The sequence below is a fragment of the Mucilaginibacter kameinonensis genome (genome assembly GCF_003675385.1).
Taxonomy (GTDB): Bacteria; Bacteroidota; Bacteroidia; order Sphingobacteriales; family Sphingobacteriaceae; genus Mucilaginibacter; species Mucilaginibacter kameinonensis.
Genome location: NZ_RCWZ01000001.1, coordinates 648,236 through 663,310 on the forward strand (window position 1 = coordinate 648,236; position 15,075 = coordinate 663,310).

17 protein-coding genes are annotated in these 15,075 nt (G+C 42.0%); 2 read left to right on the plus strand and 15 right to left on the minus strand.

The window, feature by feature from the left end:
- Positions 1-143: 143 nt before the first annotated feature.
- The 7 genes from feoB to EAH55_RS02955 all read right to left on the minus strand — a co-directional run bounded on the left by feoB (position 144) and on the right by EAH55_RS02955 (position 6,921).
- Positions 144-2,258: a ferrous iron transport protein B gene (gene feoB / locus EAH55_RS02925; RefSeq protein ID WP_121808411.1), complete on the minus strand. Its 2,115-nt coding sequence runs from the start codon at positions 2,256-2,258 to the stop codon at positions 144-146.
- An 11-nt stretch (positions 2,259-2,269) separates the two neighbouring features.
- Positions 2,270-2,485, minus strand: coding sequence for a FeoA family protein (locus EAH55_RS02930; RefSeq protein WP_110586276.1), 216 nt, complete (start codon positions 2,483-2,485; stop codon positions 2,270-2,272).
- Positions 2,486-2,825: 340 nt separating this feature from the next.
- Positions 2,826-3,503 (minus strand): GDSL-type esterase/lipase family protein, encoded by a 678-nt coding sequence (locus EAH55_RS02935; protein ID WP_121808412.1) that lies wholly within the window; start codon positions 3,501-3,503, stop codon positions 2,826-2,828.
- 506 nt (positions 3,504-4,009) lie between these two features.
- Positions 4,010-4,408, minus strand: a complete 399-nt coding sequence (locus EAH55_RS02940) for a VanZ family protein (RefSeq protein ID WP_162996729.1) — start codon at positions 4,406-4,408, stop codon at positions 4,010-4,012.
- A 1-nt stretch (position 4,409) separates the two neighbouring features.
- Positions 4,410-4,790, minus strand: coding sequence for a glycine cleavage system protein GcvH (gene gcvH, locus EAH55_RS02945; RefSeq protein ID WP_121808414.1), 381 nt, complete (start codon positions 4,788-4,790; stop codon positions 4,410-4,412).
- Between the two features lie 126 nt (positions 4,791-4,916).
- The gene (locus EAH55_RS02950) at positions 4,917-5,939 is read right to left on the minus strand and encodes a tetratricopeptide repeat protein (RefSeq protein ID WP_121808415.1); all 1,023 of its coding nucleotides are present in this window, start codon (positions 5,937-5,939) and stop codon (positions 4,917-4,919) included.
- A gap of 43 nt (positions 5,940-5,982) precedes the next feature.
- Positions 5,983-6,921, minus strand: coding sequence for a tetratricopeptide repeat protein (locus EAH55_RS02955; RefSeq protein WP_162996730.1), 939 nt, complete (start codon positions 6,919-6,921; stop codon positions 5,983-5,985).
- A gap of 148 nt (positions 6,922-7,069) precedes the next feature.
- Here EAH55_RS02955 and EAH55_RS02960 point away from each other — a divergent pair, with 148 nt between their 5' ends.
- Both EAH55_RS02960 and EAH55_RS02965 read left to right on the plus strand, forming a co-directional pair.
- Complete coding sequence (locus EAH55_RS02960; protein ID WP_121808417.1) at positions 7,070-8,281, plus strand: serine hydrolase domain-containing protein; 1,212 nt, start codon at positions 7,070-7,072, stop codon at positions 8,279-8,281.
- Between the two features lie 134 nt (positions 8,282-8,415).
- The gene (locus EAH55_RS02965; protein WP_121808418.1) at positions 8,416-8,730 is read left to right on the plus strand and encodes a YbaB/EbfC family nucleoid-associated protein; all 315 of its coding nucleotides are present in this window, start codon (positions 8,416-8,418) and stop codon (positions 8,728-8,730) included.
- 180 nt (positions 8,731-8,910) lie between these two features.
- Here EAH55_RS02965 and EAH55_RS02970 read toward each other — a convergent pair whose 3' ends face one another.
- The 8 genes from EAH55_RS02970 to EAH55_RS03005 form a co-directional block, all read right to left on the minus strand.
- Positions 8,911-9,711, minus strand: a complete 801-nt coding sequence (locus EAH55_RS02970) for a hypothetical protein (protein WP_162996731.1) — start codon at positions 9,709-9,711, stop codon at positions 8,911-8,913.
- 24 nt (positions 9,712-9,735) lie between these two features.
- The gene (locus tag EAH55_RS02975) at positions 9,736-10,236 is read right to left on the minus strand and encodes a heavy-metal-associated domain-containing protein (RefSeq protein ID WP_121808420.1); all 501 of its coding nucleotides are present in this window, start codon (positions 10,234-10,236) and stop codon (positions 9,736-9,738) included.
- A 68-nt stretch (positions 10,237-10,304) separates the two neighbouring features.
- The gene (locus EAH55_RS02980; protein WP_121808421.1) at positions 10,305-10,694 is read right to left on the minus strand and encodes an HYC_CC_PP family protein; all 390 of its coding nucleotides are present in this window, start codon (positions 10,692-10,694) and stop codon (positions 10,305-10,307) included.
- A gap of 170 nt (positions 10,695-10,864) precedes the next feature.
- The gene (locus tag EAH55_RS02985) at positions 10,865-11,542 is read right to left on the minus strand and encodes an OmpA family protein (protein WP_121809016.1); all 678 of its coding nucleotides are present in this window, start codon (positions 11,540-11,542) and stop codon (positions 10,865-10,867) included.
- A 255-nt stretch (positions 11,543-11,797) separates the two neighbouring features.
- The gene (locus EAH55_RS02990; protein WP_112574674.1) at positions 11,798-13,132 is read right to left on the minus strand and encodes a HAMP domain-containing sensor histidine kinase; all 1,335 of its coding nucleotides are present in this window, start codon (positions 13,130-13,132) and stop codon (positions 11,798-11,800) included.
- 4 nt (positions 13,133-13,136) lie between these two features.
- Positions 13,137-13,820, minus strand: coding sequence for a response regulator transcription factor (locus EAH55_RS02995; RefSeq protein WP_112574673.1), 684 nt, complete (start codon positions 13,818-13,820; stop codon positions 13,137-13,139).
- A 9-nt stretch (positions 13,821-13,829) separates the two neighbouring features.
- Positions 13,830-14,702, minus strand: a complete 873-nt coding sequence (locus EAH55_RS03000) for a hypothetical protein (RefSeq protein WP_162996732.1) — start codon at positions 14,700-14,702, stop codon at positions 13,830-13,832.
- A gap of 25 nt (positions 14,703-14,727) precedes the next feature.
- The gene (locus tag EAH55_RS03005) at positions 14,728-15,066 is read right to left on the minus strand and encodes a hypothetical protein (RefSeq protein ID WP_121808423.1); all 339 of its coding nucleotides are present in this window, start codon (positions 15,064-15,066) and stop codon (positions 14,728-14,730) included.
- Positions 15,067-15,075: the final 9 nt, after the last annotated feature.

The following is a 15,075-nucleotide window of genomic DNA, read 5'->3' on the forward strand; positions in this document are numbered from 1 at the left end:
ATATAAGGTTTTTGTGGCGTATAGTTCATAGATCAAGGTTCATAGCTTTTTTGTTATTGTTCTATGACTTAAGCAAAAAATTAAGTGGGGGGACTAAAAAGCTTTTACCATGAACCATCGACTATGATCCATGAACTAAAGAACTACTTCAACCAGTGATATACAATAAATGATGCCGTATAAGCCAATGCCGTCATATAGGCAAACTGGGCAGCCGGCCATCGCCAGTCTTTAGTTTCACGGTAAACAACGGCTACGGTACTGGCGCATTGCATGGCGAAGGCATAAAACATCATGAGCGAAAATGCCACCGCCAACGTAAACACCGGCTGGCCGGTTTGCGGATTTTTGGCCTCATGCATTTTTTCCTGTACCGATTGCAGCTTATCCGCATCGCCCTCAACACTGTAAATGGTGGCCATAGTACCAACAAATACTTCTCGTGCGGCAAATGAACTGATGAGCGCTATGCCTATCTTCCAGTCGAAGCCAAGCGGCTTAATAACGGGTTCAATAACATGACCAAATACGCCAGCATAAGAGTTTTCCAATTTTTCTGATGCGATGACTTTGGTCAGGCTGTCCGGAGTCATGGTTTTGGTATACTGAGGCTGGGCGTATTGCTTATCTATCCGGGCAAACCTGTCGCCGGGGCCGTATGATTTTAATACCCATAGTATTACAGATACGGCTATGATTACTTTACCGGCCTGTAGTACAAAGGTTTTTGAACGGTCGTACATGGTAAATATCACGTTTTTCCACCTTGGCATGCGGTAAACAGGCAGCTCCATGATAAAGTAACCACGCTCGCGGGCTTTCAGGATAAATTTCATCACAAAGGCTACGATGATAGCCGAAAAGACGCTAAGCACATACATGGCAGTAAGCGCCAGGCCTTGCAAGTTAAACACCCACCAAACGTTGCGGTTAGGAACAACCAGCGCAATTAGTAAAGTATAAACCGGTAAACGGGCAGAACAGGCCACCAATGGTGTTACCATGATGGTGATCATCCTGTCTTTCCAGTTTTCGATGGTGCGGGTACTCATGATAGATGGCACCGCGCAGGCAAAACCGCCGATAAGCGGCACTACCGATTTTCCGTTCAATCCCACCTTACGCATCACCTTATCCATCATGAACGTAACACGCGACATATAGCCCGTATCTTCCAAAATAGAAATAAGGGCGAACAGGATGGCTATTTGCGGTATAAACACCAATACCCCGCTCAGGCCGGCGAGCACACCATCGATAATCAAACTACTCAGCGGCCCGGCAGGCAATACTTTAGCTGCACCGGCCTGTAGCCAGATAAACAGATCTTCGATGAGCGACATCGGGTATGCCGACCATGAAAAAATAGCCTGGAATATGAACAATAAAATAGCGAAGAAGATCACAAAGCCAAATACTTTGTGCGTAAGGATCTTGTCTATTTTGTTGCTGATGGTTTCGTCATGGGCAGCTTCGGGCTTGGTGACCGTATCGTAAAGCAGGTCGTTAATAAAATTATAGCGGGCAATGGTTTCTGTAGCCTGCGCCTTTTGCGAGTGGAAGGAGTGCTCCTGCTCCAGTTGCTCAATGCGGTCGCTTTCGGTTGTTGAAAGATAGCTCAGTGTTTCATGCTGATGTGCAAGCTGCAGGGCCACATAAGGGTTTTCAACCTGCATCTCCCCTTTTATCTGCGCTATTATGCCGGGGGCGAGGCTTTCAATATCAATGGTATCCTGTTGCAGCGCTACGCTGTTGGCGAATGCAATGGCATTTTTGAGTTTATCGATACCTGTATTTTTCCTTGCAGAGATAGGTACGACAGGCACACCCAGCTTTTTGGCAAAAAGATCGATATTAATTTTGATACCCGCTTTCTCAGATACATCGATCATGTTGAGTGCCACCACAACGGGGATCTTCAAATCAGCTATCTGGGTATAAAGCAGCAGGTTTCTTTTAAGGTTTGATGCGTCAAGGATCACCACTACCAGATCGGGCACCATGCCCTTTGACTTATCTGCCAGTACCGAAAATACAATGGATTCGTCTTTACTTTTTGGGTAGATGCTATAGGTACCGGGAAGATCAATGATTTCGGCCGTACGACCGTCGGGCAGGGCGCAAAAACCTGTTTTTTTATCAACAGTTACCCCCGGAAAGTTTCCGATTTTTTGATTTAACCCGGTTAGTATATTAAAGAGAGTTGATTTACCGGTGTTGGGATTTCCTACAAGTGCAACTCTTATATCGGCTTTCAATGCTTACAAAACTACTGCAAAATGATGGTGGACGCTTCAAACCTGCGTAAACTAAGCTGATAGCCTGATACGCTGATGGCAATAGGATCGCCAAGGGGGGCAATACGCGAAATGCGCACCTCTTCGCCGGGTAAACAACCCATCTCCATCAGTTTTACCGACATTTCAAGATCGGTAAATTCCTTTACGATACCAGTTTCGCCTACTTCCAGTTGTGACAGCTTCATCATTTATAATATAAAACGTAGCAAATGTAAGCTTATTTATATTAAATCCAAATAAGACGAGTAATGATATGCAGATTTTAAATGTGCAGATGTGCAAATGACTTTAGTGTGAAGTTTGGAGGGAAATGCGACAGATTACAGATGTGCAGATTTCAAATGTGCAAACGACTTTTTGATGCTATCGATTTTGCTTTTTCTGCTTTTATAAAATCGCAAAATCCACTTGTAACAAAAAATAAATCCACTTGTAATATTTTTAAGACTAAACGCCATAGTTAAATAACATTTAAAGCCCCTGTAAATAACTTTTACAAGGGCTTTTAAATAATGATTACGATCTTCAATTTACAAACTGTTCAATGTTTCTGCGCCATACAAAATAACCTGTTTCATTTAAATGAGTTCCGTCAAATGTTAAGCTGTTATCTATCTTCCCGTATCTTAAAAAATCATCGTGAAAATCGATAAAATTGACACCTTTCAATTTACATACAGATTTAATCCTGCTGTTATAGGCATTAATAGTATCATTTAACTTCTTTAAATTAGTCGGAAACTCTGATTGAATATACAGTGTGGTTTTGGGAGTTTCCGCTTGCACTACCTCTATCATTTTAAGAACATTATTAACAGCCGTATCTAAAGGTATTTTGTACTTGAAATCATTAACACCTCCTTCAATAAAAATCTTATAGGGTTTTCTTGGCACCACGCGTTTTAAGCTTGCTAAAACTGTATTAGTAGTATTCCCTGAAAAGCCCATGTTTTTAATTTGAGGGTTATTAAACTCCTTAGTTACATTGAATCCTTGTGTTATACTTGTACCTAAAAAAACGACCTCTTTGCCATTGTTAGTTGAGTTTAAAAAGTTAGTCCAACGAGCCTCGATGGTGGGCTTTGGATGAAAATAATCATAGTTAGCATAATAAACCCTCTTTAAAACAAAAAACAAAACGAATAAAGCATTGAGCGATAGAGACGCTATAAACAGCCATTTTTTAAATTTACTATTAGTCATCAAAACATATTATATTCACGAATCTATGACTTTCTGCTATAACTCACTACAGTCGATAAATAAAAGACAGGCCACACTGAATTTATATTAAACTAAAGTCACCTGCTTCCACGATTGCCACGCGTTATTTACTGACATGATCCCGTCACTGTTCAATTTTTAAAAAAACGGTTGTTCAGCTTTTAATTTCTAAAAAATGCAAGCCGCTGATTATCAAAGATGATTTGTTCATGTTTGATAGTTTGCCAATAGTTGTTAAAATTAATTCGCTGATTATCAGTGGTGCTTTTCTTGAAAATAATTGCAAGTGTTTACACTTTAAAAAATTGAACACCCGTAAATTGAATAGTAACTGTGCTTTGCCGGTAGGTTAAGCGATCATTTGCACAGTTCCTTTGGAATCTGCCACTTTGACTTTCCCAAAATGCGGGCAGCCGCATCCTTTGTGAAAAATACCGCATGATGATGTTGCCATTAACAGCAACGTGCCTAATAAAATAACCAGTTTATTTTTTTTCATTTTTTCCAATCGCCTCAATAGTCAGCATAACACTAAAAACGCCCATGCAGGCACCCAGTACATCACAAAAAAGATCGTTCCAATCACCAGTACGCCAGGTAAAAATGGAGACCTGCAGTATTTCAATAAGTCCCCCAAAAATTATGCTGACAATCCAAATGATGAACATGCCTGTATACGTAAGTCGCTTAGGCTTTTGTTGCCTTATTACGCCAAAGCAAACCAGTACAATCAGCGTGAAAAATAAACCGCAATGCGTTAGTTTATCAAAGCCTTCAAAAAACAACGGCGATTTATCAACCGAGTCGAGATGTACCGAGCAGATCACTAAAACAAATAAGGCCCACAAAATAGCGGGCCCATGATATTTTAAAAACAGCTTCATTTTATGCACCGATAACCGCCTGGTACTCGTCGGCAGATAAAAGTGCGTCAACGTCTGCAGCATTAGCTATGGTGATTTTTACCATCCAGCCTTCGCCATATGGATCGCTGTTAACCAGGTCTGGCTGATTGTTTAGCGCCGGGTTAACTTCGGTTACAGTACCGGTAACGGGCATAAACAGGTCAGATACAGTTTTTACTGCTTCTACGGTGCCAAAAACTTCGTCTTTAGCAACTTCTTTACCTAATGAAGTAACATCAACATAAACAATGTCGCCCAGCTCGCCTTGAGCAAATTCGGTGATGCCTACGGTAGCTACATTGCCTTCAACCTTAATCCACTCGTGATCTTTGGTGTATTTTAATTCAGCTGGAAAATTCATGTCGTTAAATTTTGTGTGCTCAAAAATAGTAAAACTTTGGTTTTCGCAATTATGGATATGTAAATTATGCAATCATCATTTTCTATATGTCATAGTGATGATTTATCGGAAATATATTTGTCCGTTTTAAAACTCGCGTTTGGTGTTGGTTACCCAGGTGTCCAGTGCGGTTAGTAGCTTTTCGTTCTCCTTAAACCATTTGGCATTTTCCTCCTGATTAGCCGTTAATGATACCAGGTGTGCAAACGCGTCCATGTTTTCGCTTTGGCCAAGTTGTTTAAAATAATCGGCCATGTAGCGGGTATAGAAATCATTTTTCTGATCACCATAAAAACTGGAAGAAACCTTAAATGCTTCAATAAGCTGAAATTTAAGCGAGTCGGTAACCGAGAGATTAGTTTTACCCGATGTTGCGTTAACGATGGCCATAGGTAAAATCAGGTTGCCGGTATTGAGGTCATTTTTATCAATCGTCATATTGATACTTTTCTCGCCGGTTTTCTTAATACCGTAGTGTAAAATGGACTGGATGCTTTGGTAGGCCCCGGCAGATCTTTTAGTTTGGGGTTCGAGCATCAAAAAGCTGCACCAAGCCAACAGGGAACAACCCCGCTTGCCTTCCATCGCAAGCGCCATCGCATACGCCCGCTGGCTGCTGGCATGTTTTGGCTGAAGCTTAATAGCATCTACAGCGGCATCTTCACTTTCCTTGTATTTTTTTACCCTGTAATAGGTTATGGCTAAATTATAATGGAGGCGCTGATAATCCGGATCTATCGAAATACCTTTTTGAAACAACTCAATGGCTTTTTCGGGTTGATTGTCGTCGTCATAAATGCTGCCCAACATATCGTACGCGCCGCCACTTTTAGGATCGAGCTTCATTAACTTTTCAAGGTAAGGAATAGCCTCCTTTCCCTTGCCACTGCTAAACAGTGTATATGACATTTCGTGATAGGCAGTGGGATAATTAGGATCGAGCTTTAGCGCGGCCTGGTACTTTTCAATAGCTTCGGCATATTTACCCTCATCGTGAAGGGCAACACCCTGCTTTACAAGATTAACGGCTTCCTGGTTGGTTTGCGCTTTAACTTTAAATGACAAGGTTACCGCTATAAATAGCAAAAGGATTTTGTGATAGGTTTTCATACCGAAATTTACGAAACCTGTTTTGCAAAAAACAAGAACCGACCTAAAATTTTCTTTCGGCAGATGCTATCCATTCATCCAAGGCCTTACGTTTATCGGCATTGTTTTGCAGCCAGTTAGCAGCGCCCGCTTTATCGGCACTCAAGCTAATCAACTTAACAGTGGTTGAAAAATTGGGCGATTGAGATAGTTTATAAAAAAATGCCGCATAATAGTTCCAGAAAAAAGTTTGCCTGCCTGGTTTTTCACCAAGCTTGCCAACAGCAGTAAAGATATTCTTCAATTGGGTTTCCAATTGTCCGCCCGGCACGGCAACCGCAGTACTTAAGGTTTTGTTGAGCAGCAACGTTTCGGCATCTGCTTTTCCTGCTTTCAGGTCGCCTCCCCTTAGTAAACTTTGCAGGTTGGTATTGGCTTCATCTGCGCGAGGGCCTTCGGGATCAAGGAGCAGGAAGCTGCACAAGCCCATTAATGCCGGTACTCTTTTGTTTTGATGGAAAGTTACCAGTCCATAAAGGCGCTGACTATTGGCGTGCTTTGGATCAAGCTTAATTGCTTCAATGGCTGCCTGCTCTGCATCGGCATATTTTTGCGCACGGAAATAGGCTATCCCTAAATTAAAATATAGGGGCTGATAATCAGGTTTTAACTTAATTCCCTGCTGGTACGCCTCAATGGCTTGCTGCGGCTGATGCGAGGCATCGTAAATACTGCCCATGAGTTCATAGGCGGGGCCGGTTAGGTCGCCTCCGGTTTTTATAACTTTATTTAAGTATGGGATGCCTTCTGCTCCTTTTCCGGCAGCATTGAGTGTGTAGGCCATCTGGTAATTGGCCTGGGCATTTTCAGGATCGGTGGCCAGGGCCTGGTTATATTTTGTCATAGCCCCGGTATAATCTTTTTCGCTGTTAAGTTTTATACCTTCTTTTATAATGCTGTTTATGTCAGTATTTTGAGCCTGCGTTAATCCGGCGGCAAGCATAAAAGTGATAATTAGCAATCCTTTTTTCAACAAAATCATACTTAAACATACTAATTGTGCTAACTAACAGAAAATTTTAAAACTTTAATTAATACCTGCTGTATAATTTCTAATTTTCGCATTCGTTTAGTGTGAGATAAATTGCTTTATGAGATTAGTGTACAAAAGCCTGGTAGTGCTTACTGCCCCCCTGTTACTGTTATCCTGTTCATCAAAAAATAAAAATAAAGACCAAGCGCAATCGCAGGTTACGGCCAAGCCGCTCGATACCGCGGCGCTGTTGGCCTATAATCCCAAAAACGCCGATAAAAAGATAGATGCCGTAATGCAGGAGCTGCACCGCACCCGTGGTTTTAACGGCAATGTGCTTGTGGCTAAAAAAGGTAAAATAGTGTATGAAAAAGCCATAGGCTGGGCCGATTACCTGCACCGCGACAGCCTGAAGATAGGCTCGCAGTTTGAGCTGGCTTCAGTTACTAAAACCATGACTTCAACAGCTATTTTGATGCTGATGGAGCGCGGCAAACTCAAACTCGACGACGACGTTAAAAAGTTTTTTCCCGATTTTCCTTACGATGGCGTAACCATTCGCCTGCTGCTCACACACCGGTCGGGCATGATGAATTACGTATATTTCATTGATGATATATACCGGAAAAATCATTTGAACCAACGCAAGGGACTTACCAATGCCGAGGCCATGAAAATGATTGCCGATAATAAGCCAACACGTTTCAACGAGCCTAATAAGCGCTTCCTGTATAACAACTCTAACTTTATGGTGCTGGGCTCTATCATTGAAAAAGTGAGCGGAATGAGCTATGCCCAATTTATGCAGGAAAATGTATTTAAACCGGCCAGCATGGCGCATACCCATGTTTACTCAAAGGCGGTATATGATAAAATTCCGGTTGATGTTGTTGGTCATGATCGCGGCCAGTGGCGCTACTCGGTAGTGCAAAACTTTTTAGATGGTCCTGTTGGTGACAAAGGTATTTACAGCACAGTTGGCGATTTATTCCTGTTTGACCGTGCCCTGCGTGCAGGTTTGCTATTAAAATCTGCAACACTTGATTCGGCCTATGTGCCCCGTAACCCAATGGTACACGGACATTTTAGCTACGGTTACGGCTGGCGTACATTCACAGCACCGGGCCAGGAAGTTATTTATCACACCGGCTGGTGGCACGGGTTCAGGCATATTTACCTGCGCGATATGAAGAATGACATTACCGTTGTGCTGCTTACCAACCTGGCCAATGGCAGTTTGCTTAAACTCGACGATCTGTTTAATACAGTTGGCATGCCTGTTGTACGTAAAAGTGCATATAACGGTAACGGTGATACCAGTGATGATTAATTTTTTGTGGTGAATGGTTGATTGAGTTGATTAAGTGAATGGTTAAGGGCAGAGAGCTATATCGATTCATTTTTTGACACTTCCAACTACTCACCTAATTAACTCAATCAACCACTCACTTAATAAATAAAATCATGTTTGATAAATTAATGGAAGCCCAGCAAAAGGCTGGCGAAATGAAAAAACGCCTGGATGCCATCAGTGTATCAGGCGCTGCCGAAGGCGGTAAGATAGTTGTTAACGCCAATGCCAATAAAGTAATTCAATCGGTACAGATAGATCCTGATTTTTTGGCTGATGCTGATAAGGAAGAGTTGGAAGAATTACTTGTTGTTGCTATTAACAAAGCCATTGAACAAGCAGAAAATATTAGCCAAAGTGAAATGGCTGCCATGACCCAAAGTATGTTTGGTGGCCTGGGCGGGCTTGGCAATATGTTTGGTAAGTAATAAAATATATACCTGTTAAAAAAAAAGCACCTGGCAAAACAAAATCTTATACGTCATCTCAATTAGCTGAGATGACGTATAAGATTTTCCCTGGTTCGTCCTGGCTGATCACATTCTCGTCAACGCCGGGCTTATCTGTCTGAATAATGGTTTTGCCCGCAAATCAGCCCGGTTGCCATGTTACAGATTAAAAAAGTTGTACTCCAGTCTGATGAGGTACATATTTTTAGTGTTCCGCTGCATATCATTGTAGATAGGCGTCCGGTACGAGAAATCCACGCGGCAGGCACTGTTGAAGATCAGTTGCAGCGCCGGGGCAACATCCAGATAACTTTCGCCATGTCCCGGGTTGGTTTTACCCAATAACTCACAATACACGTTAAGGTTCACCTGTTTATAATCGCGGTAATTGCGCGGCAGCAGCAAATAACCGCCCGATAGTGTATAGGCCACGGCATTGCGCACCCTATCTACCGGTAGTTCATAGTTCCCGCTGTTGTTAAAAGCCCGCAAATAGCTTGCCGATCCGGAAAGCGCCAGTTTATGCAGCAGTTGTGTGAAAACCACCCCACCCTGCGCGCCGCTGTTGTCGCCTTCTAAAGTAATTTCGCGGTTAACTATAGGGTTGTTGATGCTTGATAGTTTGGCAAAAAACGCTCCCCTGAAATGCTGCTGAACGGTATCGATAGATAGAAACCGGTACTTGGCATACACGCTGCCGCCTTCAAAATGCTGGTTGTTGCTGTAATAATCAGACATGTAAACCGAACCATGAACCATCAGGTGGCGACTAACGCCGTACATGGCCTCAATAGTGCTCCGGTTTTTATAGGTTGGCGAAAAATATCCCTGGTTTTCAACACGAATGCCTAACGAACTGGTTGCCATATTGCTGGCAGGCTCTGTATTTACATACAGCTCCTGCGCAAATAGCGGGCAAGCCATTGCCATAAGGCAAATAGCCAATATTATCCTCTTCATAATAAATAATGTTAAATGAAGGGCTTATATAGCTAAATGATAAACGCGACCGCTTGCGGGAGCAGTGTCGGTAACCTGGCCAAGATATTTTTTGGATACTGATTTTGGAGCGAAGCCATTATCAACCACAGTAAAGTTTACATCGCCGGTAAGTGATTTATCAGCAGCATTAAGCAGGCGGTAGGTATCGCCTCCATAGTTGAAAGTATTTTCGGCAACCTTGGTGTTGGCAAAGTTAAAAGTGGCTTTTAAACTGTTAACCGAAAAGCCGGAACCCTGAACCTTTTTGCTGATCTGCTCAAAATTTACGGGCACATCATTTTTAAAGGTAATGAGGTAAGTGTTACGGATCAGGTCGGTTTTGATATCACCAACAAATGGCAGTGTGCGTAATGCCTTTTCGGTTGATTTAGCGCAAAGTGCACAGGTAAGACCGCTAACTTGTAGTTCGGCTTTGATGAATTGAGCTTTTACTGCGGTTACAGAAAGCGAAAATATAAGGATGAATATTTTTAAAGATTTCATGTTGATCGTATAATTAATTGTTGGATAATAAACTGAAGATAAGGTTTATCGGGTTAACAATTAACAGATCAAATGCGGAAGATACAGTTGCGGATAAATGAGGCAATGCCCTGCACAGGTGGATCGGGCGGGCCGCGGTCATAAAATTTGTCGGAAGACGAAGCTGGCAATGCCGGAAACAAACTATCAAACGACCAGCTTGGCAGTTCAAACCCGAATATTTTTGCCAAAAATGAAGTGCTTTCACCCTGGTGGGCGTCCTTCACCTTTACTTCAACCTGCTTGTCTTTGCAGCATTTCATTTTGCCGCCTTGCTTGTCCATTTTACAATTAACAGCCGGGGCGTCAATCTTTACCGATGCTACATAATCACCGCAGATATGGAAATTAAGAGCAAAGCCCAACACTGTAACTGTGTACAGCATAGTGAGTAATATTGCTCCTGATCTTTTTACCATATCGCAAAAATAGGTGATTAACTTGTTGATTACAAAATGTTTTTATCAGTTTGACAAGCACATAGTTCAACAAATGTGCAAATAGTGATTTTTGCATATACAAAAAAGCCCCGGCCTTGCGCCGGGGACTTCCTCATTAAACTATTAACTGATCTTATTATCTTTTTTAATTATTGAGCCTGCTTAGCCTGCTCCTTCATTTTATCATTAGCTGTAATGGTTATCTCAACCCTGCGGTTTTTTGTACGGCCATCCGCAGTAGTATTATCAGCAATTGGCTCGCTTGAGCCCTTTCCGGTAACTGTCATGCGTGATGAAGCCACATTTCCTGCAGCTAAATATGATTTTACAGCATCGGCCCTTTTTACCGAAAGCGTTTGGTTGAAACTATCGGGGCCAGTATTATCGGTATGCCCAATAATGGTAATATTAGTTTCCGGGTTTTTTTGCAATGAAGCCGCAAGGTTTTGCAGGTTTGTTTGCGCATCAGGTTTCAAATCTGATTTATTGGTATCAAACAAAATACCCGAATCAAATTTCACCAAAATACCTTCGCCTTCGCGGGTTACTGTTGCGCCAGGTACCGTTTGTTTAATTTCGGCAGCCTGCCTGTCCATATTACGGCCAATAAAAGCGCCCGCGGTACCACCAACAGCACCACCAATGATAGCGCCCAAAGCAGTATTACCTGCGGCTTTACCAATAAATGCACCTACTGTACCTCCAGCACCTGCGCCAATGGCAGCTCCTTTTTGTGTTTTTGTAAGTGAATTACATCCTGAGCCTAATATGCCTGCTGTTGCTAATGCTATGCCAAGGGTGGCTACTTTTAATTTAAGCGTTCTCATTGTACTTGTATAATTATGTATACTGTGCATTTTACAAAGCAGATGCCAAAAAAGGGCGATGGCAGTTTTAATAAGCACATTCTTTAAAAGAATGTTCCCCATCAATCAGAGCAACATTTTTTTAATGATTAGTAAAGTTAATTTCAACGGAGTAAAGAATGCTGAATTGAGGATTTTTTAGCTACTGCCCGATTTTTAGTACAAAGCGGTAGTAAAATTTTTGATACAGTACAATTTGACAGATTATTTCTCACCTCAACTTACCACTATAAGCGTGGCAGGAAATATCAATTTAAAGGTGCTTCCCTTATCTTTTTCAGAAGTTACATCAATTTCAATATCATGAAAGGCGGCGATTGATTTTACAATAGGCAATCCCAATCCAAAACTATCCTGCTGCAACGATTGCCTGAATTTTTTGAAGCGGTTAAAGATCAGCGGGATCGCGTCTTCATCAATTCCTATCCCGGTATCGGTTATACTGATCATGTATTTATGATTCACCGCTACGCCGGTTACCCTGATACTGCCACCTTCATTATTATATTTAATGGCGTTGTTAATAAGGTTGAAGAACAGGTTAAAGAGTAAAAACTTATTGATATTGACAAAATGCCAGTTTTCGGGCATGGACATTTCGTACTCTATATTTTTATCCTGCAAACGGATCGAGATCTCGTCATAAACCTCCTGTAATAGTTCGGATACCGAAACCCTGTCTTCTTTCAAAAACTGTTCGTTCTCTATCTGGGAAATGAGCAGCAATGTTTTGGTGATGCTTTTAAGCCGGTTTAGGATCTTTTGCATCTCCAGCAGCCGGACTTTAAGCTCATCGTTAATATCCTCCTCCTCAAACATATTCTCAATTTTTGACTGGAGGATCGAGATAGGCGTCATGAGCTCGTGTGAAGCATTGGAGATAAATTCGCGCTCTTTATGAAACTTATCGGCAATGGTTTCGATCATGTTGTGGATACTGATATCCAGGTGCTGAAAATCTGACGTAGTGGTGCGGACCTGCCGGTAGGTATGAAAGTTAGGGAACTTTTGGCCTACAAGCTTGGTTTTGATAATAAGCCGTAACGGTTTAAGTACATAGGTTGAATATACCTGGTCGGCCAGTACGGTAAGCAGGATCATCCCCAGCAATACCTGGAAGGCTATATTTTGCAGCGGCACGCTGGTTTCGTCCAGGGTATCCACGCTTTTGCCTATCTCCAGCAGGTAGTTTTTGTTCTTAACTTTAAAGGTGTGGCTTAATATGCGGTATTCTAAGGTATCGCCCTCGCTAAAAAGACGCTTGCCTCTTTTTATGGTATCCAGGAAATAATCGGGATCAACTTCATCCAAACTGATGTATTCGTCCTTAAGCGGCAGGTAACTGCCATAAGCTTCCCCATTTTCGATATAGGTTTCAATGCCTTTGCTTTTTACAATTTGCAGCAGCTTATTCTTTTGCTTGATGAGCTTGCTGTCAACATAATTTCGACTGATGTTTTTGATCAATACAGGAACAAGCAATACAAACAGTATCACGATAACCAGCTTGGAGATGGCGTTAAAAAGCGTAAGTTTTGTTCCTAATTTCAAATACTCAGGCGTTGATCTTTATTTTATAGCCCAAACCTCGTACCGTTTCCAGCCAATCGGGCGGGGCATAAGCATTTAATTTTTTGCGGATGTTTTTTATATGTGCGTCGATGTAATTGCTATCGTAGTCGTTATTCACCACGCTGCCCCAGATATGTTCGCTAAGCTGCATACGGGTAAGCGTACGGTTTTTATGTAAAATGAGATAGGCTATCAGATCGAACTCCTTTTTGGTGATGGTATTAACAACGCTGTTGTAGTAAGATATAGTACGTGCAGTAAGGTCAATCAGGAAACCACCCAGTTCAACAATGTTGTTTTTTACCCCGAATTTACGCCTGATGATGGCCTGCATGCGGCTTTGTAGTTCAAGCAGCGAGAAGGGCTTAGGCAGATAATCGTCGGCACCAAGGTCAAGGCCTTTAATGCGGTCGTTGATTTCGGCACGGGCAGTTAATATGATACAGGCTGCTTCCGAGTTGGTTTTTTTTGATTCGCGGAGCAGGTCAAGACCATCATAATCGGGCAAACCGAGGTCGATCAATATAAAATCATACAGGTTGGTAGCGATCTTTTCGGATGCCGAAGTGCCATCAAAACAAACCTCGCAGATGTAGTTATAATTTGAAAGAAAGATCTTCAGTTCGTGGGCAAGTGCTTCTTCGTCTTCTATTACTAAAACATTCATGAATTATGGTTAATAAAAAACGTAATAAAAAGTTAAGTTATAAAACGACTCCCGGCGATTGAGCAATACCCCTTCTACGTTAACGGGGATAGAGTATTTATATGAAAATTCAAACGTGTAATGTGGCCGGTTATAAGCCACCGGAATTTTGAAGCTATAATTAAGCATATTGAACCGGCGGTTACGGCTGGCGTAACGCGGATCATACTCGATTGAGATATTGGCAGCTTCGTCCCTGAAATGATGATCGAGCGAATAACGCTGCACAAAGTTTTGTGTACCCAGGATAAAATTGAACGATGGATTAAATGACAGGAAATCCTGATCATCAAAAATGCTCCAGCTGCTTTCCCAATATTTGGAGTTACTAACCGTCAGGAAAATATCGTTTGATTTACCGAAAAGGTAATCAACTACCGCGCTCGTTTTCAGATATTTCCAATCATATGAGTTTTTAAAGTTGATATCATTTGAAGATGCCGACTTAATAACCTGCGCCGCATCCCGGGCGAAAAAGAACCGGGTGTAACTTGCTGATCCTGAAAAAGCCTTTGAAAATTTATAAAAATAGCCGCCGCCCACATCAACTTCATCAACAGGGGCATAGCCTAAAACCTTAAATGCCGAGCTATATAAAAATATGCCCGATTTAGTATTGTAGATTAAATCAGCTGTTACAAAAGGGTACTTTACCGGACCGGTCCGGCCAAAAAACAGCACATCGCTGCCATAACTCACCCCTGCCGAAACAGAGCGTTTGCGGATAATGGTATCTGAGTCGGCTACTAAAGAATGCTTACCGGCAAAAAGGTGCAAATCAGTATCCGCGGCAAATACGGAACTGCTTGCAGCTATAAATAAAAGTAAGCAAAGGTATTTCATCAATATATTTAACTGTTTAACCTGTTTAATTACCATTCCTTCTCGGTATTTCGGGCGGGCGCTCCATGCCTTCGGGCCGGCGCTGCCTTTTTGGTTTGGGTTTAGGCGGCACTGCGTCGTCATCAACGGTTGCCGGCTTAACCTGCCGCTTTGCTTTGGCTATCTCCTTGATTTTTTTCTTTTCCTCCTCCTGTTGCTTTTTTGTTTTGGTGGTATCGGTCTTTAATAGCGTATACGACAACGTTACCAGCTTTTTGTTACTGGTATAGGCATGCACATCAATGTTTTTTGTAAGGGCATTGGCAGATGATATACGTGTTGCAAATATCAAAAACAGGACAATATACGCAAACCACTTTATCATTGAGGAGAG